The sequence below is a fragment of the Mycobacterium sp. NGS69 genome, assembly GCF_059812165.1.
On sequence record NZ_JCALCD010000004.1, the window covers coordinates 592,938 to 614,519 of the forward strand.

Consider the following 21,582-nt stretch of genomic DNA (forward strand, 5'->3'; position numbering starts at 1 on the left):
GCCTACGTCGTGGTGAAATCGAGGCATGACCAAATACGCGGCGTTCTTGCGCGGCGTGAACGTCGGCGGCGTCAACCTCAAAATGGCCGAGGTGGCCGCCGCGTTGACCGGAGCCGGGTTCGCCAATGTCCGCACGATCTTGGCCAGCGGCAACGTGCTGCTGGAGTCGTCCGGCCGGGCGGCCGCGGTGCGCAAGAAGGCCGAGGCCACGCTGCGCGAGCGGTTCGGCTATGACGCGTGGGTGCTGGCGTACGACATCGATATGCTGCGCGCCGTCGTCGACGCCTACCCGTTCGAGCGCGAGGTCGAGGGGTACCAGTCCTACGTCACGTTCGTCGCCAACGAGGCGGTGCTCGACGAACTGGCCAAATTGAGCGAGGGCCCCGACGAGAAGATCAGCCGCGGAGACGGCGTCGTCTACTGGCAGGTTCCCAAGGGCAGCACGCTGGACAGCACGATCGGCAAGACGATGGGCAAGCCCCGCTACAAGTCCTCGACGACCACCCGCAACCTGCGCACCCTGGACAAAGTGTTGCGTTGATTGCCTTGCGCGCCAACGTCAGTCGTCGGGCACGTTGGTCAGGTAGCGCATCGCGTCGGACTTGGTCAGGCCCAGCGCCTTGGCCACCTCGACATACTCCTTGGCGGCCGCGGCCATCGCGGCGTCGGTCGGATCGAAGCGGGAGATGAAAGTGCCGAAGCGCCCGCGCGTTTCGACGACCGCCGCCGACTCGAGTTCGCGGTAGGCCCGCGCCACGGTGTTTGCCGCGACCCCGAGCTGGCCCGCCAGGTCACGCACGGTCGGGAGCCGGGACCCAGGGGGCAACGCACCCGCCCGGACCCCGTCGATGACCTGGGTTCTGAGCTGGTCGAACAGCGGTTTGCCCGCCTTGACATCGACCTTCAGCCAATCCCGCAGCTCCACTTCCTCAGTATGTCCCAAGCACGACTATCTTTGTGGGATGCGAGTAACTGTGCTCAGCGGCGCGGGGATCTCCGCGGAGAGCGGCGTGCCGACATTCCGGGATGACAAGAACGGATTGTGGGCCCGCTTCGATCCCTACGAGCTGTCCAGCACGCAAGGGTGGCGCAAGAACCCCGAACGGGTGTGGGGCTGGTATCTGTGGCGCCACTACCTGGTGGCCGACGTCGAACCCAACGCCGGCCACCTCGCCATCGCCGCGTGGCAGGACCACGCCGAGGTCACCGTCGTCACCCAGAACGTCGACGACCTGCACGAGCGCGCCGGCAGCACACCGGTCCACCACTTGCACGGCAGCCTTTTTGAATTCCGTTGCGACCGTTGCGATATGGACTACACCGGGCCGCTGCCCCGTATGGCCGAACCGGCGGTGGAGGTCGAGCCTCCGGTGTGCCACTGCGGTGGCCTGATCCGGCCGGACATCGTCTGGTTCGGCGAGCCGCTACCCGATGAGCCGTGGCAGCGGGCGGTCGACGCGACGCAGTCCGCCGACGTGATGGTCGTGGTGGGTACCTCGGCGATCGTCTACCCGGCGGCCGGGCTGCCGGACCTGGCGCTGTCCCGCGGCACCGTCGTCGTGGAGGTCAACCCCGAGCCGACGCCGCTCACCCGGAACGCCACGGTCAGCATCCGCGAGAGTGCGAGCCAGGCGTTGCCGGAGCTGCTGCAGCGGCTGCCTGCCCTGCTGAGGTAGGTCTCGCGCAGTCTCGGCGAAAAGACCTACGGCCGCCGCGCCCGGCCCAGTGCCAGTTCCGATACCGGCAACGGCGCCCACACCGGCAACGTCCACTCCCGCCGCGACGTGTCCACCTCGAAACCGGCGTCGACGATCGCGCGCTCGGTGTCGCGATGCGTGTGGCAGTTGCCGAACAGCCTGGGCCACAGCGTCGCGTCGGCGAACCGCTGCAGGCGGCCGCGCCCGCCGGCGCTGGCCACATGCTCGAGATACCGCAGCTCCCCACCGGGCCGCAGGAGCGAATACATGTGCCGCAGCACGCCGGGGACGTCGCGAACCGAGCACAACACCAGCGAGCACACCACGGCATCGAAGAGCTCGCCGTCGCTGAACGCCTCGGCGGTCTCCCCGATCACGACGACGGGCACGGGCGCCCCCTCGGCCGCGGCGCGGGCATGGGTCCTCAGCCGCGGCTCGGGCTCGACCGCGACCACCTGCTCGACCCCCGGCGGGTAGTTGGCGAAGTTCGTCCCGACACCCGCGCCGATTTCCAGCACCCGGCCCGACAGGCCCGCCACGTTCTCCCGGCGAAGCGCCCGAACCGCCTCGGCCTCGTGGGCGGCGACGACGGGCCAAACGCGCGCGAAGAACGGATTGTCGATCGCGCGCTCGGCTGCCTGCGTCATCTCCGCGACTCCTCCTGCGGCCGATGTGCCGCCACCCATGACGCCAACATCTGGGGTGTGGCGTCCCGGCCGCAGTATCCCATTACCAATTGTCCGCAGAACACCGAGGACAGCACCCGGTCGGCGAACGCCTCGGCGTCGCCGAACGGCAGGTGCGGCTTGGCGATCAACATGGCCGCGACGCCGTGCAGCGCCGTCCACAACTCCAGCGCGAGGGTGGTCGGGTCGACGGGGCGGTAGGTGCCGTCGTCCATCAGCCGCTGCACGGTGGCGCGGATGTGCTCGAACGCGGAGTTGCTCAGCGTGGCGTCGACGCTGCTCCCGGACCGCCACTCACCCATCGTGGCGATCCGGTACAACTCCGGGATCTGGACCGCGAGCCGGACATAGGCCAGCCCCTGCGCACGCAGCACCGCCACCGGGGAGGTGTGTTCGGCCGCCAGGCGCCGCATTTCGGGGTCCAGCTTTTCGAAGTAGCGCGCGCACACCGCGTCGAGCAGGGCGTCTTTGTCGGAGAAATGCAGATAGATCGACGGCGGCGTGACGCCGACGCGTTGTGCCACCGAACGGATCGACACCGACCGGGCGTGCCCGGTTTCCAGCAGCAGCTGGGTTGTCGCATCCAGGATCTCGTCGCGCAGGCGCTCACCGGAGCCGCGAGGCGCCCTCGCGCGACGCAGACCTTCGGCCGATACGTCAACCAATGTGGGTCACCGACTCCTCGATCGGGCGCCCGTTGTGCTGCACCGGCCCCTCGGTCGGCTCGGCGTGCCGAGCGATCTCCGACGGCGCCTCGCTGATGCCGAACCGCTCGTGCAGCCACACCAAAGGCCTTGGCGCCCACCAGTTCCAGCGGCCCATCACGTGCATGAACGCGGGGACCAGGACCATCCGCACCAGCGTCGCATCCGCGAACACGGCGAGCACCAGCCCGAGGCCGAACATCCGCATGAACGACACGTGTGCGGCGATCAGCGCGGCGAACGACATCGACATCACCAGCGCGGCCGCGGTGATCACCCGTCCGGTGCGGGCGACGCCGTGCGCCACCGCTTCGTCGTTGGCGGCGTGCGCCTCTCTTGCGGTCGGATTCGCCGGTCGGTACTCCAGCCAGTACTCCCGGATGCGGGATATTAGGAACACCTCGTAATCCATCGACAACCCAAAGGCTATGCAGAACAACAGCACTGGCATGTTGGCCACCAGCGTTCCGCTGGGGGTGGTGCCGAGCGCGCCGAGGTGGCCGTCCTGGAAGATCCACACCAGCGCCCCGAACGCCGCGCTAAGCGACAGCACGTTGCACACCAATGCCTTCAGCGGCAGCACCACGCTTCCGGTGAGCAAGAACAGCAACACGAACGTGACGGCGGCCATCAGTCCCAGCACCAGCGGAAGCCGGTCGGTCACCGCGTCGACGCTGTCCCGGTTGATTTGTGCGACACCACCCATTTCAACGGCTCGGCCGCCCGGCCCGGGCACCTCGTGCAACCGTTTGAGCTGAGTGTCATTGGCCTGGGTGAAAAGCGGGGCCGTGCTGTTGACCGTCAAGAAGGCGCTGCCGTCGACCAGCCCGGTGGCCGCGGCGGGCGGCCCCACCGGGTTTCCGTTCACGAAGGTCCCGCCCGGCGCCGATACGCCCGACACTTCGGGGACCCGGGACAGTTCGGCGGCGTACTTGTCCAGATCCGCCGGGTTGAGCCCGCGGACGTCACGGACGACGACGGGCACCGCCGTCGCGGAGTCGTGCGCGAACCCGGTGCGCAACTCGTCGCCGACCTGATGCGACGACGCCGAACGCGGCAGCACCCGGTCGTCGGGGAAGCCCCACTTTACCGAGAAGAACGGCAGCCCCAGCAACATCAGCAGCGCCATGACGGACAGTCCGACCGGGGCCCAGCGCCGCATCACGAACTTGCTCGACCGGTACCAGAACCACTGCTCGACCGGCCGGTGCAGCGGGTCAGGCCGGCGCAGGGCGTGGCGGATCAGCCGGCGCACGTCCAGCGCGTCCAGCCGGTCCCCCAGCAGCACGATCGCGGCCGGGGTCACCACGATGGACGCGGTGGCGACGAAGGCCACGGTGGCCACACCGGCGTACGCGAACGACTTGAGGAAGTACATCGGGAACGCCACCGTCGCCGACATCGACAACGCCACGGTGACGGCGGAGAACAGCACGGTGCGGCCGGAGGTGGCCATCGTTCGGATCAGCGCCTCGTGGCGGTCGCTGCCCTCGGCCAGTTCGTCGCGGTATCGGCTGACGATCAGCAAGGTGTAGTCGATCGCCAGCGCGAGGCCCAGCGCGGTGCTGAGGTTCAGGGCGAAGATCGACACCTCGGTGGTGAAGGTGATGAGCCGCAACACCGTCATCGAACCCACCACCGCCAGCGCGCCGAGGGCCATCGGCAGCGCCGCCGCGAGCAGCCCACCGAATACCCAGATCAGCACCAGGAAGCTCAGCGGCAGCGCGATGATCTCCATGACGACGAGGTCTTCCTGGTTCTGCTTGTTGATCTGGGCGTACTGCATCGCCGGGCCGCCGGCGCGGACGGTGACACCGTCACGGTCGTGGACGAATTGGTCCGCCAGGGTTTGGGCGTTGCTCTGTGCGAAGTTCTCGCCGCCCTTGAGGTTGATTACGATCAGCCCCGACTTGCCGTCCTTGCTGACCAGATCGGCGGCCGCCTGCGGCGGCGCGGTCCAGGCCGAGGTCACGTTGTAGACCAACGTCGAACCCTGCAGATCGCGGACGAGGTCGGTGCCCACCTTGCGCGCCTGGTCGCTCTGGGCGCCCGCGGGCGAGGTCACCATGACCAGCATCTGCTGGCCGCTCTGCCCGAACTTGTCGGTGAGGATTTGGATGGCATGCGCCGATTCCGAGTTCGGATCCTGGAAGCCCCCGGGTGCCAGGCTCTTGGCGACGGGGATGCCGAAGACCGCCGCGCCGATGAAGACCAGGACTGCGATCGCGATTATTCGTCGTGGTGCCGCTATGGCCAATCGAGCGATCGCTTGCAGCATGTCCCCGGTCCTCCCACCGCCGTGCCGGTCACGCTGGACCGCAACTGACCCGGCGGTAACTTATCAGCGATAACTAACAGGTGTCAAACAACACTATCGATAAATACGGCTCCCCGCGGGCGGATGGTTCAAACCGTCCGGAACCGGTTCCAACCGGCAGCTACCCACCGGAAACCTACCCGCCGGTAAATTGCCATTATTTTCCGAATCGTGACTCACCGATTCCTTAGAGGTGACCCATACGCTCATAGTCATGTGGATCGACGACTCGAGTGCCGACGTCATCAAGGCTGACTTCGAGGCTCTCTACCACGGCGACGTGCTGGTGGAAGGCGAGACCTCCGAGCAGTTCGAAGACCAGCACACGCTGCCTACGGCAAGCTGACCGCCCATGAGCGTGCTAGCACGGCTGCTGATGGCCGAACCCGCCATCACCCGATGGTTCCGTCGATAGCGATCGATCTTGCTTGAGACGAAAACCCCCCGCGCACCGCGGGGGGTTTTCGTTTCCCCGCCTTAGCGGGGCGCCATGCGAATGGCGCCGTCCAGGCGGATGACCTCCCCGTTGAGCATCGGGTTCTCGATGATGTGCACCGCGAGCGCCCCGTACTCGTCGGGGTCACCGAGCCGGGCCGGATGCGGCACCTGCTTGCCCAGCGACTTCTGCGCCTCCTCGGGCAGCGATCCCAGCAGCGGGGTCTTGAACAGCCCGGGCGCGATGGTCACCACGCGGATGAGCTCGCGGGCCAGGTCGCGCGCGATCGGCAGCGTCATGCCGACCACGCCGCCCTTGGACGCCGAGTAGGCGGCCTGGCCGATCTGGCCGTCGAACGCGGCGACGGAGGCGGTGTTGACGATGACGCCGCGCTCCTCACCGAGGGGTTCGGTTTTCGCGATGCGCTCGGCGGCGAGCCGCAACACATTGAAGGTGCCGATCAGGTTGACTTCGACCACCTTCTTGAAGCCGGCCAGCGGGAACGGGCCGTCCTTGGACAGCGTCTTGATGGCGTTGCCGATGCCCGCACAGTTGACGTTGATGCGCAGCGGCCCAAGCGATTCGGCCACATCGAGCACCTTGGCGACGGCGGCCTCGTCGGTGACGTCGGCCTCCACGAATCGGGCGCGCTCCCCCAGCTCGCGGACGGCCTCCTCGCCCCTGAGGTCCAGCACCACCACCTGCGCCCCGGCGTCGAGCAGCCGCTTGGTGGTCGCCAGGCCCAGCCCCGACGCTCCCCCGGTGACGACGGCTACGGCGTCCTTGATCTCCATGCGGGTCCTTCCACTCTTGTTCAGCCAACCAGTTGGTTGGCGACTATACCCAGTCCCTGAGCACCGACTCGATGTCGGCCGTCGGCTCCGCCGGGCGCGGGGTGTCCGGTGACGTGCGGGAGAACCGCGGCGCCGGCAACGGCTGCAGGCCCCCGTTCACCTCGTAGAAGGTGTTGCGTTCGGTGATGTGCGGCTCGGTCTGCACCTCCCCGAAGGCCAGCACCGGCGTCACGCAGGCGTCCGAGTCGGCGAACACCTTGGCCCAGTGGTCACGATCGCGGCTGGCGAACGTCTCGGTGAGCACCGCCCGCAGCTCGGGCCAGCGGGCGGTGTCGTTCTGCGGCGGCAGGTTGGCGGCGTCCAGGCCCAGCCCGGCCAGCATCGCCGCGTAGAACTGGGGCTCGATGGCGCCGACGGCGACGTAGCGGCCGTCGGCGCACTCGTAGGTGTCGTAATAGGGAGCGCCGCCGTCGAGCATGTTGGTGCCGCGCACGTCGGTCCACATGCCGGAGGAGCGCATCTGCCACATCATCTGGATCAGCACGCTGGACCCGTCGACCATGGCGGCGTCGACGACCTGCCCCTTGCCGGAGCTCTGCCGCTCCCACAGCGCGGACAGGATGCCGACCAGCAGGAACATCGAGCCACCGCCGAAGTCGCCGACCAGGTTGAGCGGCGGCACCGGCCGCTCGTTGGCCCGGCCGATGGCGTGCAGGATCCCGTTCAGCGAGATGTAGTTGATGTCGTGGCCCGCCTGCTGGCTGCGCGGGCCGGTCTGGCCCCAGCCGGTCATGCGGGCGTAGACCAGGCGGTCGTTGACCTTCGCGCAGTCCTCGGGGCCCAGGCCGAGCCGCTCGGTGACCCCGGGCCGGTAGCCCTCGATCAGCACGTCGGCTTTGGCGACGAGCCGCAGCACCAGGTCGCGTCCTTCGTCGGACTTGAGGTCGGCCGTGACCACGCGCCGGTTGCGACTCATGGAGTCCTTCACGACCCCGCCGGGCGCCCCCGACGGCCGGTCGATGCGCACCACATCCGCACCGAGATCCCCCAGAATCATCGCGGCATGCGGGCCGGGCCCGATGCCGGACAACTCGACAACACGCAATCCCCGCAGCGGTCCCGCCATTGGCGCACCGACCTTTCGTCGTCGAACAACCGGTTGTTCGCATCTTCGCAGCCGCGCCGAACGCCCGCGCAGCCCGGTCACCTAGTCTGGGGCCCATGCCGGATTCTGGGATCGCCACGCTCGCACCCGTCGCGGGTCTCGACGTCACGCTGACCGACGGGGTGCTGTCGGTGACCATCAACCGCCCCGACAGCCTGAATTCCCTGACGATCCCGGTGATCACCGGCATCGCCGACGCGATGGAACGGGCGGCCACCGACCCCGACGTCCGCGTGGTGCGCCTCGGCGGAGCTGGCCGCGGCTTCTGCTCCGGGGCGGGCATCAGCGCCGACGACATGTCGGGCAGCGGCGGGGTCCCGCCGGACGAAATCGTCCTGGAGATCAACCGGCTGGTGCGGGCCGTCGTCGCGGTGCCGCACCCGGTCGTCGCCGTCGTCCAGGGTCCGGCGGCCGGCGTGGGCGTGTCCCTCGCGCTGGCATGTGACGTCGTATTGGCCTCCGAGAAAGCGTTTTTCATGCTCGCGTTCACCAAGATCGGGTTGATGCCCGACGGCGGCGCGTCGGCGTTGATCGCGGCCGCGATCGGCCGGACCCGGGCGATGCAGATGGCGTTGCTGCCCGAACGATTGCCGGCCACCGAGGCCCTGTCCTGGGGACTTGTCACCGCCGTCTATCCCGCGGACGACTTCGACGCCGAGGCGGACAAGGTGATCGAGAGGTTGTTGGCGGGCCCGGCGGTCGCGTTCGCCAAGACCAAGCAGGCGATCAACGCGGCCACGCTCACCGAGCTGGATCCCGCCCTGCAGTGCGAATACGAGGGGCAGTCGCGCCTGCTGGTGTCGCACGACTTCAAGGAGGGCACAACGGCTTTCCAGGAGCGCCGCGCTCCCGGCTTCACCGACCGCTGACGGGCTTACACTCGGCCAGAACCGGCAATCCTTCCTCGGGTTGGTTCCGAATACACAGACGAGGAACGGAGAGACGATGGCGCGCTGCCTGGTCACCGGGGCGACCGGCTACATCGGGGCCCGGCTGGTGCCGCGACTGCTGGACGACGGCCACCATGTTCGCGCCCTGGCCCGCGACCCGGGCAAGCTGGCCGGCGTGCCGTGGCGCGACCGGGCGGAGGTGGCGCGCGGCGATCTCGGCGACGTCGAGTCGCTGACCGCGGCGTTCGACGGCATCGACGTCGTCTATTACCTGGTCCATTCGATGGGCACGTCGAAGAATTTCGCCGCCGAGGAAGACCGCGCCGCGCGCAATGTGGTGACCGCCGCCCGTCGCGCCGGCGTGCGCCGGGTGGTGTACCTGAGCGGGCTGCATCCCGAGGGCCGCAAGCTGTCCGAGCACCTGGAGTCCCGTGCGGCCGTGGGCGACGCCCTGATCGACTCCGGCATCGAGACTTTGGTGCTGCAGGCAGGGGTGGTCGTCGGGTCGGGATCCGCGTCGTTCGAGCTGATCCGGCACCTCACCGACCGCTTGCCGGTGATGACCACGCCGAAGTGGGTGCACAACAAGATCCAGCCCATCGCGGTCCGCGACGTGCTCCACTACCTGGTCGCGGCGGCGACGGCGCCGGTGCCGGGGTCTCGGACGTGGGACATCGGCGGACCCGACGTCCTCGAGTACGGCGACATGATGCGCATCTACGCCGACGTCGCGGGGCTCGGGAAGCGCTATCTGATCGTGCTGCCGTTCCTCACACCCACGATCGCGAGCCTCTGGATCGGCACCGTCACCCCGATCCCGCCCGGACTGGCCCGACCGCTGATCGAATCGCTGGAATGCGATGCGGTGATGCGCAATTCGGACATCGACTCCATCATCGCGCCGCCGGCGGGCGGCCTCACGGGCTACCGCCGCGCCGTCGAACTCGCGCTCGACCGCGGAACGCGCGGCCTGACCAAGGCCACCTGGGCCTCGCTGGGCTCGGACCCCGCCGAGCCGCTGCCCAGCGACCCGGACTGGGCCGGCGAGATCATCCACTCCGAGGTTCGGACCACCGAGATCCCCGCCGAGCCCGGCGAGGTTTGGCGGGCGATCGAGGAGGGGATCGCCCGGCGCCGGCCGTTCAAGGGTTGGGTCGTGGAGCACCGCGAGCCCCGCGGCGCGCTGCGGTTGCGCTCCCGGGCGCGCGCGGTCGGTCAGGAGTGGCTGGAGATCGGCGTCGCGCCCCGGGACGGCGGGGGCAGCCGCTACACGCTGCGGGCGATCTTCGTGCCGCGCGGCCTACCGGGACGGCTGTATTGGATCGGGTTGCGGCCGTTGCGGATTGCCGCGTTGCGCGCGTTGGCGCGCGATGCGTCGGGACGCCTCAGACGCCGAACAGCGGGGGCAGAGCGAGCACCATGATCAGGCCCCACACGAAGTGGGTCAGCACCGGCGCCAGCACCCCGCCGCTGGCCCGGCGTTCCAGCGCGCACACCGTGCCCAGGATGACCGCAGCGAATCCCAGCATCGGGTTGCCGCTGACCAGGGTGGCGCAGGTATACAAGACGGTCGAGATGATCACCGGGTGGTACCGCCCGAGCGCCGTGTAGAGCGCGCCCCGGAAGAAGACCTCCTCGGCGATGCCGTTGATGAGCGTGATCGCTACGATCACCGGATACCAACCGTGGTGGGCGTACAGCAGCACCCGGGTGATCAAGGCCGCCACGGGCGGTATCTCCCGCGCGATCAGCCCGCCGGCCAGGAAAACGCCGCCGAGCAGCAGGCCGACGGTCGTGCCGGTGATCACGGGCCGCTGGTTGCGCCCGCGCCAGCAGATGCCGCCCAGATGCAATGGACCCGAGACGAATCCGCCGGCGATCCACACCGCGGCCAGCACCAGGGTCAGCCAGTAGAAGCTCGACTCGCCCGGATGGCGGCGCATGGAGAATCCGAGCACCGCGGCGCCGATCGCCAGCGTGATCGCGACGACGACGCGCCGGCGTCGCACCACACCAGGCGGTTCGTTATGGGGCACAGCGACATTGGTGATCGCCCGGCGCAATTCGGCGGCGACGCCGGCGCGGTACGGAGCGGTCGACTGGCTCATGCGGGGCGAACCTTCGCGTTGAGGGCGAACAGGATGTCGAGGCCGGTGCGCAGCGCCCCGGCCAGCGGGCCGGGCACGCGGTTGACCAACCGCAGCGTGGGTCGCGCGATGGGCGGCGTGATCGCGCGGGCGACCCGCCGGATGCGCAGGGCATCGCCGCCGGCCCAGGCGGGGTCGCTGTCGGCCAGCTGATGGGGATCGGTCAGCGCGTTGACGGGTTTGGGCCGGCGGTTGGACCGGTCCGCCAACGCCAGGGCAATGGCGTCCTCGACCCCGAGCAGTCCCCCCGGCGGGTCGGGCACCCGATCGCGCAGGCCGCTGACGGACGCGACCATCGGATGGTCCAGCGACTCGACCAGGTCCGCCGCCAGCCCCGGGGGCACCGGCAGCGCGACCCCTGTGACCAGCGACGCCAGCCCGGTGTCGACCCTGCCGACGGGCACGGCCGCGTGCCACCTGCCGGAGATGCGCGCATACGTCTTGAGCAGCTCGCGGTAGGAGGTCGTGGTGGGCCCGGAGATGTCGTAGGCGCCCGCGGACACCGCGTCCGGGTCCGCCGCGGCGACGAGATAGTGCAGGACATCGCGGATGGAGATTGGATCGATCGGGTTGTCCATCCAGTTCGGTGTCGGCATGAGCGGGAAGCGGTCGCCCACGTAGCGCATCATCTCGAACGACGTGGAGCCGGCCCCGATGATCATCGCCGCGCCCAGCCACACCAACTCCGGACCGCCCTCGACCGTCAGGGCCTCGGCGACCTCGGCGCGGCTGGTCAGGTGCTCCGACAGCGCTTCGTCGGCCGGCACGAAGCCGCCGAGATAGACGATGCGCCGCACACCCGCGTCCCGGGCGGCCCCCGCGACGTTGGTGGCCGCGGCCTCGTCGGCGTCGCGGAAGCCGGGCTGACCGATGGCGTGCACCAGGTAATACAGCACGTCGATCGGGCCGGCGGCGGCCAGGCCCGCCCACACCGACTCCGGGTCCGATGCGTCGAGGGTGACCGGCGTGACGTCGTCGAACCACCCTAAACGCTTGAGACGCTCCGGGTTTCGGGTGGCGGTCACGACCTGATGCCCACCCGCCAGCAGCGCCGTGACCAGGCGCGAGCCGACATAACCGGTGGCGCCGGTGACCAGAATCCGCATACTCCCGACACTACCGACGATGCGGGCCGGGCCGGGGACACGCACGCGACGGTCAATCGCGGCGATCCCGCTTTCTGCCGAATGGTTGGTCTCGAAATGAAACTCGCCTGTCGGCCGAAAACCCGTGTCGGTATTTCCAATGCCGGCATCCTTATTCGACTCGGGTATAACGTGCTATTCAACTCGGGTATAAAAGGCCGGGATTGCAACAATGGCTCCGTTGGCTTCAACACCGGGTCTTGCTCCGGTTCTTCCATTGATAAGAGCGCGACCCGTCTCCGGCGCGCGGCAACGTAGAACCGTTGCGCGACTATCTCTTTGGATCCCGAGGCGAACCTCGGCCCTCGTTTTCACAGAGCCGCGTCGATGCCGGCGCAGGCCTCGATCACCTGCCATCTCGGCGCTGTGGCGCACCACACATTGAACCCGCCATGCGGCGGTGACGTAACTCCCCACATGGAGGAAATAATCGGGGGCAATTCCGCACGGACAGCTTCGAGAACGATCACAGCCGACGCGGATCCATCAGTCGCAGCAGTATCAGTCAAGTTCCCGCCAAACCGGTACAGCCAGGATGAGACCATCGGGGCGCTGACCGAGTTCGCCGGGCCGGAATTTCAGAAGTTCGCCCGCACCAGCGGGGTCGAATTCCGGAACATCGCGCTGCCCGTCTCGCGATACGGCGAGCTGAGCAGCTTTACCGAGGCGAACGACGCCTATATCGAAATCGCCCTTGACCTGGCCGAACAGGCGCTACGTGCGGCGCTTGACCAGGCGAAGGTCAAGCCGTCGGATGTCGACGTGGTGTTTTCCACGACGGTCACCGGGCTCGCGGTGCCGTCCCTCGAGGCCCGGCTGGCCTCCCGGGTTGGGTTGCGCCAGGACGTCAAACGCGTCCCGCTGTTCGGCCTGGGCTGTGTGGCCGGCGCGGCCGGCCTGGCGCGGGTGTACGACTACCTGCGGGCCTACCCCGATCAGGTGGCGGTGCTGCTGGCGGTCGAACTGTGCTCGCTGACCGTTCAGCGAGAGGATCATTCGATCCCAAACCTGGTGGCGTCCAGCCTGTTTGGCGACGCGGCCGGGGTCGTCGTCGCCACGGGCGCCGACCGGGCTTCCGGATCGGGGGCCGGGCCGAGGCTGCTGGCGACCCGCAGCCGGACCTACCCGGACACCGAAGACGTGCTGGGCTGGAACATCGGCAGCAGCGGGTTTCGGATCGTCCTGTCCGTCGAGATCTCGGACATCGTCGAGAAGTACCTCGGCGACGATATCCGCGATTTCCTCGCCGACCACGGGTTGAGCACCACCGACGTCTCGACCTGGCTGTTGCACGCCGCGGGACCGAGGGTGATCGACGCCGTCGGAAAAGCGTTGGACCTACCGGCGGATGCGTTCGACCGCACCAGAAACTCGTTGCGCGACAACGGAAACCTCTCGTCGGTTTCGGTCCTTGATATACTGCACGCCACCATGGCCGACCCACCGCCGCCAGGTTCCATCGGGCTGATGATCGCGATGGGGCCGGGCTTCTCCGCCGAACTCGTCCTGCTGAGCTGGTAGGGCGCGATATGGCTATGTATTACTTGCTGATTCTCGCTGTGGGCGTCGAACGACTCGCCGAACTGGTGGTGGCGAAACGGAATGCGCGATGGGCTTTTGCCCAGGGCGGCAAGGAGTTTGGCCACGACCACTATCCGGTGATGGTGACGCTGCACACCGCGCTGCTGCTCGGTTGCCTCATCGAACCCTGGGCGCTGCACCGGCCGTTCATCCCGTGGCTGGGCTGGCCGATGGTGGCCGTGGCGGCCCTGAGCCAGATACTGCGCTGGTGGTGCATCACGACTCTCGGTAAGCGATGGAATACCCGGGTGATCGTGTTGCCTTACGCGCCGTTGGTGGTCAAGGGCCCCTACCGCTGGTTCCACCACCCCAACTACGTCGCGGTGGTGGCCGAGGGGTTCGCGCTGCCGTTGGTGCACACCGCGTGGCTGACGGCGATCACCTTCACGCTCGCCAACGCGGCGTTGCTGCGGGTGCGTCTGCGGGTGGAGAACTCGGCATTGGGATACAAAACGACCCCGGGATACGCATGACCGACTACGACGCCGACCTGCTGGTCGTCGGCGGCGGCCCGGGCGGCCTCGCCACGGCATTACACGCTCGACGTCTTGGGCTTTCGGTGATCGTGGCCGAGCCACGCGAGGGCCCGATCGACAAGGCGTGCGGCGAGGGGCTGATGCCCGGGGGGTTGGCCGAACTGACGTCGCTCGGCGTCGACCCGGCCGGCATGCCCTTCCGCGGGATCGCCTACGTGAACGAGCAACGCCGGGCGGAGGCGCGGTTTCGCACCGGGCCGGGCAGGGGCGTGCGCCGCACGACGCTGCACGCGGCGATGGCCGCGCGGGCCAAAGAGGAAGACACCGATTGGATTCGGGCCCGCGTGACGAGCCTCCAGCAGGACGCGCACGGCGTGACGGCCGCGGGGGTGCGCGCGAAATGGCTGGTGGCCGCCGACGGGCTGCATTCGCCGGTGCGCCGCGCCGTCGGGATCAAGGCCACGGCCGGAACGCCGCGGCGCCACGGCGTGCGGTGGCACTTCAAGGTGCCGGCGTGGTCGGAGTTCGTCGAGGTGCACTGGTCCCGGTGGGGCGAGGCGTACGTGACGCCGGTCGAGCCGGACCTGGTCGGCGTGGCGATCCTGTCCGGTGGGCGGCCCGACCTGGGCTGGTTTCCGTGGCTGACCCGTCAGCTGGAGGGCGCCGAGCGCGGGCACCCCCGCGGCTGCGGCCCGCTGCGCCAGGTGGTCTCCCGCCGGGTCGCGGGGCGGGTGCTGCTGGTGGGTGACGCGGCCGGATACGAGGACGCGCTGACCGGCGAGGGCATCAGCCTCGCGGTCAAGCAGGCGGCCGCGGCGGTCGAGGCCATCGCCAACGACGCCCCGTCGTCGTACGAGGCCGCCTGGCACCGGGTCACCCGCAACTACCGGCTGCTCACCCGGGCGCTGGTGCTGGGCAGCGCGCCCCGCGTGGCCCGCCGCGCCATCGTGCCGGCATGCACGCTGCTGCCGGGGGTATTCGACCGCGCGGTGAACACCCTCGCGCGCTAGCTAAGCTAACGTGCCTTCCAGACGGGCTCCCGCTTCTCGGCGAACGCCAGGGGTCCTTCCTTGGCGTCCTCGGATCGGATCAGGGTCCGCATCTCGCGGATGGTGCGCTCCCAACCGGGTTCGTCGCCGACAATGACGCCGTCGTCGACCCCGTAGGCGATGCGCTTGCTGGCCTGCACGGACAGCGGCGCGTTGGCGGTCACCCGCGCCGCCAGCGCCAGCGCGGCCTGCAGCACGGTGCCCTCGGCGACCACCTGGTTGATCAGGCCCCAGTCCAATGCGTCGGCCGCGGTGATCGGTTCGCCGGTCAGCAGCAGCTCCATCGCCACCTTGCGGGGCAGCTGGTCCATGATCCGGAAGACGCCGCCGGCGGCCGCGATCAGCCCGCGCTTGACCTCCGGCAACCCGAATTTGGCCCGCTCGTCGGCCACCACCAGGTCGCTGGCCAACGCGAGCTCGGTGCCGCCGCCGAACGCGGTGCCGTTGACCGCGGCGATCGTGGGCTTGTCGATGAAGTGGTGCACGTAGCCGGCGAAGCCCCACTCGGGGTGGTCGGGGTGATACAGGTTCTCCCGGCGCGAGATCGCCTTGAGGTCGGCCCCGGCGCAGAACGACTTGTCGCCGGCGCCGGTGATGACCACCGCCCGCACGTCCGGGTCGTGCTGCGCTTGCTCCAGGGCGTCCCCGACACCGACGCTCACGGCCCCGTTGACCGCGTTGCGGGCCTCCGGCCGGTTGATGGTTATCACCAGCACGTTGCCGCGGAGCTCGGCGATAGCCCCCGGCTGGCCGTCTTCGGTTTGGCTCACAGAAGTTCGACGATGGTGGCGTTGGCCTGGCCACCGCCCTCGCACATGGTCTGCAGGCCGTAGCGAATTCCCTTGTCCCGCATGTGGTAGAGCAGCGTGGTCATCAACCGCGCCCCCGAGCCGCCGAGCGGGTGGCCGAGCGCGATCGCGCCGCCGTTCGGATTGAGCTTCTTCTCGTCGGCCCCAATGTCTTTCAGCCACGCCAGCGGGACGGGCGCGAACGCCTCGTTGACCTCGTAGGCGCCGATGTCGCCGATGGAGAGCCCGGATTTCTTCAGCGCCTTCTGGGTCGCGGGAATGGGCGCGGTCAGCATGATCACCGGGTCGGCGCCGGCCAGTACCGCGGTGTGCACCTTGGCGATCGGCGTGAGGCCCAGTTCCTTGGCCTTCTCGGCCGACATGAACAGCAGAGCGGCCGAACCGTCGGTGATCTGCGAGGAGTTGCCGGCGTGGATCACGCCGTCCTCCTTGAACGCGGGCTTCAGCGACGCCATCTTTTCCATCGGGGTGCCCCGGCGGATGCCCTCGTCCTTGAGGATCACGTTGCCGTCCTGGTCCTTGATGCCGACAATCTGGTCATCGAACGCGCCGGAATCCTGTGCGGCGGCGGCCTTTTCGTGCGATCCCAGGGAGAACTCGTCGAGCGCCAGCCGGTCGAAGCCCCACTGCTCGGCGATCATCTCCGCGCCGATGCCCTGATTCGGCGTGCGGTCGTAGCGGTCCTTGAACGCCCGCGGGTACGGGTTGCCGCCGTTGGCGAGCGACGATCCCATCGGGGTCCGCGACATCGACTCGACGCCGCCGGCGACGACGACGTCGTAGTGCCCGGCCACCACGCCGGCCGCGGCGAAGTGGATGGACTGCTGGCTCGACCCGCACTGGCGGTCGACGGTCACGCCCGTGACGGTCTCGGGCCAACCAGCGGCCAGCACCGCGGTGCGGCCGATGTCGAGGGCCTGCTCACCGGCCTGCATCACGCAGCCCCAGATGACGTCGTCGACGATTCCGGGGTCGATGCCGGCCTTGTCGACCAGCCCGTTGAGGACCTGCGCGGATAGGTCGGCCGGGTGCACCCCAGCCAGGCCGCCGTTGCGCTTCCCGAGCGGTGAGCGGACGGCCTCGACGATGACGGCTTCAGGCATGGTGGTGTCTCCTTTGACTGGGTCCCTTCCGTCGATTGTCAACCAAGGGGTTGGACGGGCGAGGAGCGGGGTGGTGTCAACGAGCTGGACAGCGGATATCAATCGGTCGCAATTGTTGACGAATCACGCTGAAATGCGTCCTGCCTCAATCGAAATCGGCGCCAAAAATCAAGCGAATTCGTTGCAAGCCCGCAAATTTCGCGCCAAATGTTTTCAGCGTCCTTTAGCATCGAACGATAAGACCGTCATGACGGACTGCCGCAAGCCAGCCGAAGGATCGCGCGTGTCGTACCTGAGTTTCGCACCGGATGCATCCGCTGCGGCGGCGAGCGATATCGCGGACCTCGGCTCGAACCTAGCCACCGCGAACGCGGCGGCGGCCGGTGCGACGACGGGGGTCGCGGCGGCGGCCGGCGATGAGGTGTCCGCGGCCGTCGCCGCGTTGTTCGGCGCGTTCGGTGACGAATTTCAAGCCTTGAGCGCCCAAGCCGCGGAGTTTCACACCTGGTTCTTGCGGGTTCTGGTGCAAAGCACGGGGTTGTACGCGCTGGCGGAGTCGGCCAACGCATCGCCGTTGCGTAGCCTCGCCCGGGAAGTGCTGGGCCTCTTGAATGTGCCTTTAGGCGACAACGCCACGGGCGGCAGTCCCGGCACCGGTGGGGGCGGAACCACGACCGGCACCGGGGGAACCACCACCGGCACCGGGGGGACCACCACCGGGGGCGGGCTGACGGCGACGTACGCGCTCACGTCGCAGTGGAACAACGGTTTCACCGCCGGCTATACGATCACGAATTCGAGCGCGGCCCCGCTGGCCAACTGGCAGGCCCAATTCACCCTGCCGGCAAACGAATCCATTACCAGTGCGTGGAATGCACAGGTCGCCCAATCGGGGACGCAATACACTCTCACGCCCGTCAGTTATGACGCGACCATTGCGCCGGGCGGCTCGGTCACCATTGGATTCCAGGCGAGCCAGACCGGCACCTACTCGCCGCCGACAAATCTGTTGGTGAACGGGCAACCGGTCACCGTCGGCGGTGCCGGCACGGGCAGCACCGGCGGCACTGGGTCAGGCTCAGGCACCGGCGGCGCGACCGGTGGGACCGTCATCTCCACCCAGTACGGAACGACGACGATCCAAAACTCTTACGTGGTGCAGAACAACGCGTGGAACAACCCGGGCGGACAATCGATCAGCGTCAGCCCCACCGGGTTCTCCATCGCCACCGAGAACGGCTCGGCCCCCACCAACGGCGCCCCTTTGGGGTACCCGTCGATCTACGACGGCTGGCATTACGGCACCGGTTCGCCGGGGACGAATCTGCCTCTGCAACTGACCCAGATCCAAACGGCCACGAGCAGTATCAGTTACACGTATCCCGGCAGCGGAATCTACGACGCCTCCTACGACATCTGGCTGAATCCCACACCCATCACGACCGGTGTCAACCAGCAGGAGATCATGATCTGGTTCAACCACGTCGGCCCTATCCAGCCGGTCGGCTCCGTGGTCGGCAACGCCACGATCGACGGGCGGAGCTTTGTGGTGTGGGAAGGCGGCAACGGCCAGAACAACGTCGTCTCCTATGTCGCCACCGCGCCGATCACGTCGTGGAACAACATGGACGTGCTGGCCTTCATCGACAACACGGAAACGCTTGAGCCGGTGACCAACTCGTGGTACCTGACCAGCATTCAGGCCGGCTTCGAGCCCTGGACCGGCAGCGTCGGGGCGTCGGTCGACTCGTTCTCCGCCAGCGTCAACGGCGTCAGCTAGCGGTCCGGCCTAGCCGGCGGGATACCCCACCGACTTCACCTCGGTGTACTGGTCGAACCCGGCGACGCCGTTCTGGCGGCCCACCCCGCTGTACTTGTAACCGCCGAACGGGGTGTCGGCGCCGTAGGGCGCTCCGCCGTTGACGCCCATGAAGCCCGCCCGGATCCGGCGGGCCACCGCCAGCGAGCGCTCCAGCGAGCCCGACATCACGTTGCCGGCCAACCCGTAGCGGCTGTCGTTGGCGATGCGGATCGCGTCCTCCTCGTCGTCGAACGGAATGACGGACAGCACCGGCCCGAAGATCTCCTCCTGGGCGATCGTCATGGAGTTGTCGACGTTGGTGAAAAGCGTTGGCCGGACGAAGAATCCCTTGTCGAAGCCGGTGGGCGCGTCCGGCCCGCCGACCAGCGCGGTGGCGCCCTCCTCGACGCCCTTGCGGATGTAGCCCATCACCCGGTTGCGCTGGACCTCGGAGATCACCGGGCCGCACAGGGTCCCCGGGTCCTGCGGGTCACCGCACGTGACGTTCTCGTAGATGCTCTTGAGGATCTCGACACCCTCGTCGTAGCGGGACCGCGGCAGCAGCATCCGGGTGGGGTTCGCGCAACCCTGGCCCGCGTGCATGCACGGCGCGATGCCGATCGCACAGGCCATCCCGAAGTCGGCGTCCTCCAAGACGATGGTGGCCGACTTGCCGCCGAGCTCCAGGAACAGCCGCTTCATGGTGGCCGCACCCTTTTCCATGATCCGCTGGCCGACCACGGTGGAACCGGTGAACGAGATCAGGTCGACCTTGGGCGAAAGCGTGAGCTCCTCGCCCACAAAGTGATCCGACGCCGTGACGACGTTGACGACACCCGCCGGGATGTCGGTCTTCTCGGCGATCAGCCGGCCCAGCCGGGTCGCGTTGAACGGCGTGTTGGGCGCCGGCTTGAGCACCACGGTGTTGCCGGTGCCCAGCGCCTGGCCGAGTTTGTTGATGGTGACCTCGAACGGGAAATTCCACGGCACGATCGCGCCGACCACACCCACCGGCTCACGCCAGACCTTGACGGTGGTGTTCGTGCCGGTGAGGCTGATCACCCGGTCGCCGAGGTCGGTTTCCCACGCGTACTCGTCGATCAGCCGGGCGGGGTACTTCAGCCCGTCCTGGAGCGGGGCGTCCAGCTGGGGGCCGAAGGTGATGGCCCGCGGCGAGCCGACCTCCAGGATGAGCTCCTCGCGCAGCTCCTCCTTCTCGGATTCGATCGCCTCGTGCAGCTGGAGCAGGCAGCGCTTGCGCAGCTCCCGGTTGGTCGACCAGTCGGACTCGTCGAACGCGCGCCGGGCGGCGTCGATTGCCCGGTGCATGTCCTCCTTCGAGGCGTCCGCGACCTCGCCGAGCGGCTCCTCGGTCGCGGGGTTGATGTTGGTGAAGGTGCCGGCGCGGCCGTCGACGAGCTGGCCGTCGATCATCATCTTGGGCTCGAAGCGGACCTTTACAGCCTCGGTCATGTTTGTCACTCTCTTCTGAGTCGTTTGAGGGGCTACTGAGAGCCTTACCGGAAACTAGCCGATTGACAAGGTGCAACCGCCGCCGGGCTGGTCAATGGGGGTCGAAGAGCACCGGCAGCGACGTCGGCGACCGGAAAACCTGCCCGCGGATGTGCGGGTCGTCCCCGTCCGGATCCAGCCGGAGGTTTCCCAGCCGGTCGAGCAGAAGGTTGACGGCGGTCCGCATCTCCAGCCGCGCCAGGTGCATGCCGAGGCACACGTGCACGCCGTGGCCCCACGCGAGGTTCGGCTTTTGCTGCCGGTGGATGTTGAACGTGTCCGGGTCGGGATAACGATCTTCCTGCCGGTTCGCGGAGCCCAGCATCGGCATCACCGTCGCACCGGCCGGGATCGCCACCCCGCCGAGTTCGGTGTCGCGGGTCGCGACCCGGGTGATGGTGAGCAGGGGCGGCTCCCACCGCACGCCCTCCTCGATGGCCTGCGGCAGCAGCGACCGGTCCGCGCGGATGGCATCCAGCTGCGCGGGGTCCGACAGCAGCCCGAAGAGCAGGCTCCCCAGCGCGCGGTAGGTCGTCTCCACGCCGGCGGGCAGCAGTAGCCGCAGGAAAGAGAAGATCTCCTCGTCCGCCAGCTTCTCGCCGTCGATCTCGGCCGCACCGAGCGCGCTGATCAGATCGTCCTTCGGTTCGGCCCGGCGGGCCTCGAGTATGGGGGCGAAGTACTCGCACAGGGCGGCCGAGGCCGCAAGCCCGCGCTCTGGGTTCATCAGCCAACTCAGCAGCGAAATCGACCACCGCTGGAACTGTGGGTAGTCCTTTTCCGGCAGACCCAACAGGCCCGCGATGATCTGGCTCGGATAGTCGAAGGTGAACTCCTTCACCAGGTCGGCCTTGCCATTCGGGGCGAAGTTGTCGATCAGGCTGTTCGCCACCCGACCGACCAACTCGTCCTGCCAGCGCGCCAATGACTTCTGCGAGAACGCCTTTGACACCAGCGAACGCAGCCGGCCGTGGATTGGTTCGTCCATGCCGAGCATCACACCTTCACCCAGCACCGGGCCGAACGCGGCGATGACGGCGGCCGAGGAGAACGTCTTGTTGTCGCGCAGCATCTGCTGGACATCCTCGTGGCGGTACACGATGAACATCGGCAGCGATTCCTCGTGTGGAAGCGCTCCAGAAGTCTCGAGTCGCTGCACCGGCTCCTCGCGGCGCAGCCGCGCCAATTCGGTGTACGGGTCACGCACGTCACCGGAGATCGCGTCGTCGAAGGCGCCGAAGTCCTCCAGGTCGTCGAAAAGCTGTTCCAT

Annotated in this window: 21 protein-coding genes; 9 read left to right on the forward strand and 12 right to left on the reverse strand. The window is 68.3% G+C overall.

Translation table 11 applies throughout. From position 1 onward, the window contains the following. Window positions 1–25 precede the first annotated feature (25 nt). On the forward strand, window positions 26–541 hold the full coding sequence (locus AC5Y2S_RS15580; RefSeq protein WP_499956970.1) for a DUF1697 domain-containing protein: 516 nt from the start codon (window positions 26–28) through the stop codon (window positions 539–541). 18 nt (window positions 542–559) lie between these two features. On the opposite strand, the gene AC5Y2S_RS15585 is transcribed toward AC5Y2S_RS15580, so the two are convergent. Then, complete coding sequence (locus AC5Y2S_RS15585) at window positions 560–925, reverse strand: Rv1152 family transcriptional regulator (RefSeq protein WP_499956971.1); 366 nt, start codon at window positions 923–925, stop codon at window positions 560–562. A 37-nt stretch (window positions 926–962) separates the two neighbouring features. Here AC5Y2S_RS15585 and AC5Y2S_RS15590 point away from each other — a divergent pair, with 37 nt between their 5' ends. After that, window positions 963–1,676, forward strand: coding sequence for an NAD-dependent deacylase (locus tag AC5Y2S_RS15590; protein WP_499956972.1), 714 nt, complete (start codon window positions 963–965; stop codon window positions 1,674–1,676). 26 nt (window positions 1,677–1,702) lie between these two features. Here the strand turns inward: AC5Y2S_RS15590 and AC5Y2S_RS15595 are convergent, their stop codons facing one another. The 3 genes from AC5Y2S_RS15595 to AC5Y2S_RS15605 are packed head-to-tail and all read right to left on the reverse strand — an operon-like array spanning window position 1,703 to window position 5,365. Continuing rightward, complete coding sequence (locus AC5Y2S_RS15595; protein ID WP_499956973.1) at window positions 1,703–2,344, reverse strand: class I SAM-dependent methyltransferase; 642 nt, start codon at window positions 2,342–2,344, stop codon at window positions 1,703–1,705. Further along, complete coding sequence (locus AC5Y2S_RS15600) at window positions 2,341–3,048, reverse strand: TetR/AcrR family transcriptional regulator (protein WP_499956974.1); 708 nt, start codon at window positions 3,046–3,048, stop codon at window positions 2,341–2,343. The genes AC5Y2S_RS15595 and AC5Y2S_RS15600 overlap by 4 nt, the downstream gene beginning before the upstream one ends. After that, the gene (locus AC5Y2S_RS15605; RefSeq protein ID WP_499956975.1) at window positions 3,041–5,365 is read right to left on the reverse strand and encodes an MMPL family transporter; all 2,325 of its coding nucleotides are present in this window, start codon (window positions 5,363–5,365) and stop codon (window positions 3,041–3,043) included. The genes AC5Y2S_RS15600 and AC5Y2S_RS15605 overlap by 8 nt, the downstream gene beginning before the upstream one ends. Before the next feature lie 253 nt (window positions 5,366–5,618). On the opposite strand from AC5Y2S_RS15605, the gene AC5Y2S_RS15610 reads away from it, so the two are divergent. Then, window positions 5,619–5,750 (forward strand): hypothetical protein, encoded by a 132-nt coding sequence (locus AC5Y2S_RS15610; protein ID WP_142282293.1) that lies wholly within the window; start codon window positions 5,619–5,621, stop codon window positions 5,748–5,750. 131 nt (window positions 5,751–5,881) lie between these two features. On the opposite strand, the gene AC5Y2S_RS15615 is transcribed toward AC5Y2S_RS15610, so the two are convergent. Together AC5Y2S_RS15615 and AC5Y2S_RS15620 are read right to left on the reverse strand one after the other, a co-directional pair. Next, window positions 5,882–6,634 (reverse strand): 3-hydroxyacyl-CoA dehydrogenase, encoded by a 753-nt coding sequence (locus AC5Y2S_RS15615; protein ID WP_499904756.1) that lies wholly within the window; start codon window positions 6,632–6,634, stop codon window positions 5,882–5,884. A gap of 43 nt (window positions 6,635–6,677) precedes the next feature. Continuing rightward, window positions 6,678–7,760, reverse strand: coding sequence for a CaiB/BaiF CoA transferase family protein (locus AC5Y2S_RS15620; protein WP_499956976.1), 1,083 nt, complete (start codon window positions 7,758–7,760; stop codon window positions 6,678–6,680). Window positions 7,761–7,855: 95 nt separating this feature from the next. Here AC5Y2S_RS15620 and AC5Y2S_RS15625 point away from each other — a divergent pair, with 95 nt between their 5' ends. Both AC5Y2S_RS15625 and AC5Y2S_RS15630 read left to right on the forward strand, forming a co-directional pair. After that, window positions 7,856–8,668 carry an enoyl-CoA hydratase gene (locus tag AC5Y2S_RS15625; protein ID WP_499956977.1) on the forward strand — a complete coding sequence of 271 codons (813 nt, stop codon included), beginning with the start codon at window positions 7,856–7,858 and terminating at the stop codon, window positions 8,666–8,668. 76 nt (window positions 8,669–8,744) lie between these two features. Further along, the gene (locus AC5Y2S_RS15630; protein ID WP_499956978.1) at window positions 8,745–10,112 is read left to right on the forward strand and encodes a DUF2867 domain-containing protein; all 1,368 of its coding nucleotides are present in this window, start codon (window positions 8,745–8,747) and stop codon (window positions 10,110–10,112) included. Here AC5Y2S_RS15630 and AC5Y2S_RS15635 read toward each other — a convergent pair. Then, a complete protein-coding gene (locus tag AC5Y2S_RS15635) occupies window positions 10,075–10,797 on the reverse strand; it encodes a CPBP family intramembrane glutamic endopeptidase (protein WP_499956979.1) in 723 nt (240 codons plus the stop codon). The genes AC5Y2S_RS15630 and AC5Y2S_RS15635 overlap by 38 nt on opposite strands. Then, window positions 10,794–11,942, reverse strand: coding sequence for an NAD(P)H-binding protein (locus AC5Y2S_RS15640; RefSeq protein ID WP_499956980.1), 1,149 nt, complete (start codon window positions 11,940–11,942; stop codon window positions 10,794–10,796). The genes AC5Y2S_RS15635 and AC5Y2S_RS15640 overlap by 4 nt, the downstream gene beginning before the upstream one ends. Window positions 11,943–12,398: 456 nt before the next feature. On the opposite strand from AC5Y2S_RS15640, the gene AC5Y2S_RS15645 reads away from it, so the two are divergent. The 3 genes from AC5Y2S_RS15645 to AC5Y2S_RS15655 are packed head-to-tail and all read left to right on the forward strand — an operon-like array spanning window position 12,399 to window position 15,048. Next, window positions 12,399–13,502: a type III polyketide synthase gene (locus tag AC5Y2S_RS15645; protein WP_499956981.1), complete on the forward strand. Its 1,104-nt coding sequence runs from the start codon at window positions 12,399–12,401 to the stop codon at window positions 13,500–13,502. Between the two features lie 14 nt (window positions 13,503–13,516). Beyond that, entirely contained in the window at window positions 13,517–14,035 is a 519-nt protein-coding gene (locus AC5Y2S_RS15650) for an isoprenylcysteine carboxyl methyltransferase family protein (RefSeq protein ID WP_499957071.1), read from the forward strand. After that, window positions 14,032–15,048: an NAD(P)/FAD-dependent oxidoreductase gene (locus tag AC5Y2S_RS15655; protein WP_499956982.1), complete on the forward strand. Its 1,017-nt coding sequence runs from the start codon at window positions 14,032–14,034 to the stop codon at window positions 15,046–15,048. The genes AC5Y2S_RS15650 and AC5Y2S_RS15655 overlap by 4 nt, the downstream gene beginning before the upstream one ends. Before the next feature lie 5 nt (window positions 15,049–15,053). Here AC5Y2S_RS15655 and AC5Y2S_RS15660 read toward each other — a convergent pair whose 3' ends face one another. Next, window positions 15,054–15,857 carry a crotonase/enoyl-CoA hydratase family protein gene (locus AC5Y2S_RS15660; protein WP_499956983.1) on the reverse strand — a complete coding sequence of 268 codons (804 nt, stop codon included), beginning with the start codon at window positions 15,855–15,857 and terminating at the stop codon, window positions 15,054–15,056. Continuing rightward, on the reverse strand, window positions 15,854–16,999 hold the full coding sequence (locus AC5Y2S_RS15665) for a thiolase family protein (protein ID WP_499956984.1): 1,146 nt from the start codon (window positions 16,997–16,999) through the stop codon (window positions 15,854–15,856). Before AC5Y2S_RS15665 ends, AC5Y2S_RS15660 begins: the two co-directional genes overlap by 4 nt. On the opposite strand from AC5Y2S_RS15665, the gene AC5Y2S_RS15670 reads away from it, so the two are divergent. After that, a complete protein-coding gene (locus tag AC5Y2S_RS15670) occupies window positions 16,983–18,779 on the forward strand; it encodes a GH12 family glycosyl hydrolase domain-containing protein (RefSeq protein WP_499956985.1) in 1,797 nt (598 codons plus the stop codon). The genes AC5Y2S_RS15665 and AC5Y2S_RS15670 overlap by 17 nt on opposite strands. Window positions 18,780–18,788: 9 nt before the next feature. Here AC5Y2S_RS15670 and AC5Y2S_RS15675 read toward each other — a convergent pair whose 3' ends face one another. Then, window positions 18,789–20,273, reverse strand: coding sequence for an aldehyde dehydrogenase family protein (locus tag AC5Y2S_RS15675; protein WP_499956986.1), 1,485 nt, complete (start codon window positions 20,271–20,273; stop codon window positions 18,789–18,791). Between the two features lie 91 nt (window positions 20,274–20,364). Then, window positions 20,365–21,582, reverse strand: a complete 1,218-nt coding sequence (locus tag AC5Y2S_RS15680; RefSeq protein ID WP_499956987.1) for a cytochrome P450 — start codon at window positions 21,580–21,582, stop codon at window positions 20,365–20,367.

Bases quoted from the DNA above. Each gene is read 5' to 3' on its own strand.
- AC5Y2S_RS15670 (WP_499956985.1), top strand. From the start codon at position 16,983: ATGACGGCTTCAGGCATGGTGGTGTCTCCTTTGACTGGGTCCCTTCCG.
- AC5Y2S_RS15640 (WP_499956980.1), bottom strand. From the start codon at position 11,942: ATGCGGATTCTGGTCACCGGCGCCACCGGTTATGTCGGCTCGCGCCTG.
- AC5Y2S_RS15675 (WP_499956986.1), bottom strand. From the start codon at position 20,273: ATGACCGAGGCTGTAAAGGTCCGCTTCGAGCCCAAGATGATGATCGAC.
- AC5Y2S_RS15580 (WP_499956970.1), top strand. From the start codon at position 26: ATGACCAAATACGCGGCGTTCTTGCGCGGCGTGAACGTCGGCGGCGTC.
- AC5Y2S_RS15610 (WP_142282293.1), top strand. From the start codon at position 5,619: ATGTGGATCGACGACTCGAGTGCCGACGTCATCAAGGCTGACTTCGAG.
- AC5Y2S_RS15645 (WP_499956981.1), top strand. From the start codon at position 12,399: ATGGAGGAAATAATCGGGGGCAATTCCGCACGGACAGCTTCGAGAACG.
- AC5Y2S_RS15595 (WP_499956973.1), bottom strand. From the start codon at position 2,344: ATGACGCAGGCAGCCGAGCGCGCGATCGACAATCCGTTCTTCGCGCGC.
- AC5Y2S_RS15590 (WP_499956972.1), top strand. From the start codon at position 963: ATGCGAGTAACTGTGCTCAGCGGCGCGGGGATCTCCGCGGAGAGCGGC.
- AC5Y2S_RS15620 (WP_499956976.1), bottom strand. From the start codon at position 7,760: ATGGCGGGACCGCTGCGGGGATTGCGTGTTGTCGAGTTGTCCGGCATC.
- AC5Y2S_RS15680 (WP_499956987.1), bottom strand. From the start codon at position 21,582: ATGGAACAGCTTTTCGACGACCTGGAGGACTTCGGCGCCTTCGACGAC.
- AC5Y2S_RS15625 (WP_499956977.1), top strand. From the start codon at position 7,856: ATGCCGGATTCTGGGATCGCCACGCTCGCACCCGTCGCGGGTCTCGAC.
- AC5Y2S_RS15605 (WP_499956975.1), bottom strand. From the start codon at position 5,365: ATGCTGCAAGCGATCGCTCGATTGGCCATAGCGGCACCACGACGAATA.
- AC5Y2S_RS15650 (WP_499957071.1), top strand. From the start codon at position 13,517: ATGTATTACTTGCTGATTCTCGCTGTGGGCGTCGAACGACTCGCCGAA.
- AC5Y2S_RS15655 (WP_499956982.1), top strand. From the start codon at position 14,032: ATGACCGACTACGACGCCGACCTGCTGGTCGTCGGCGGCGGCCCGGGC.
- AC5Y2S_RS15630 (WP_499956978.1), top strand. From the start codon at position 8,745: ATGGCGCGCTGCCTGGTCACCGGGGCGACCGGCTACATCGGGGCCCGG.
- AC5Y2S_RS15665 (WP_499956984.1), bottom strand. From the start codon at position 16,999: ATGCCTGAAGCCGTCATCGTCGAGGCCGTCCGCTCACCGCTCGGGAAG.
- AC5Y2S_RS15615 (WP_499904756.1), bottom strand. From the start codon at position 6,634: ATGGAGATCAAGGACGCCGTAGCCGTCGTCACCGGGGGAGCGTCGGGG.
- AC5Y2S_RS15635 (WP_499956979.1), bottom strand. From the start codon at position 10,797: ATGAGCCAGTCGACCGCTCCGTACCGCGCCGGCGTCGCCGCCGAATTG.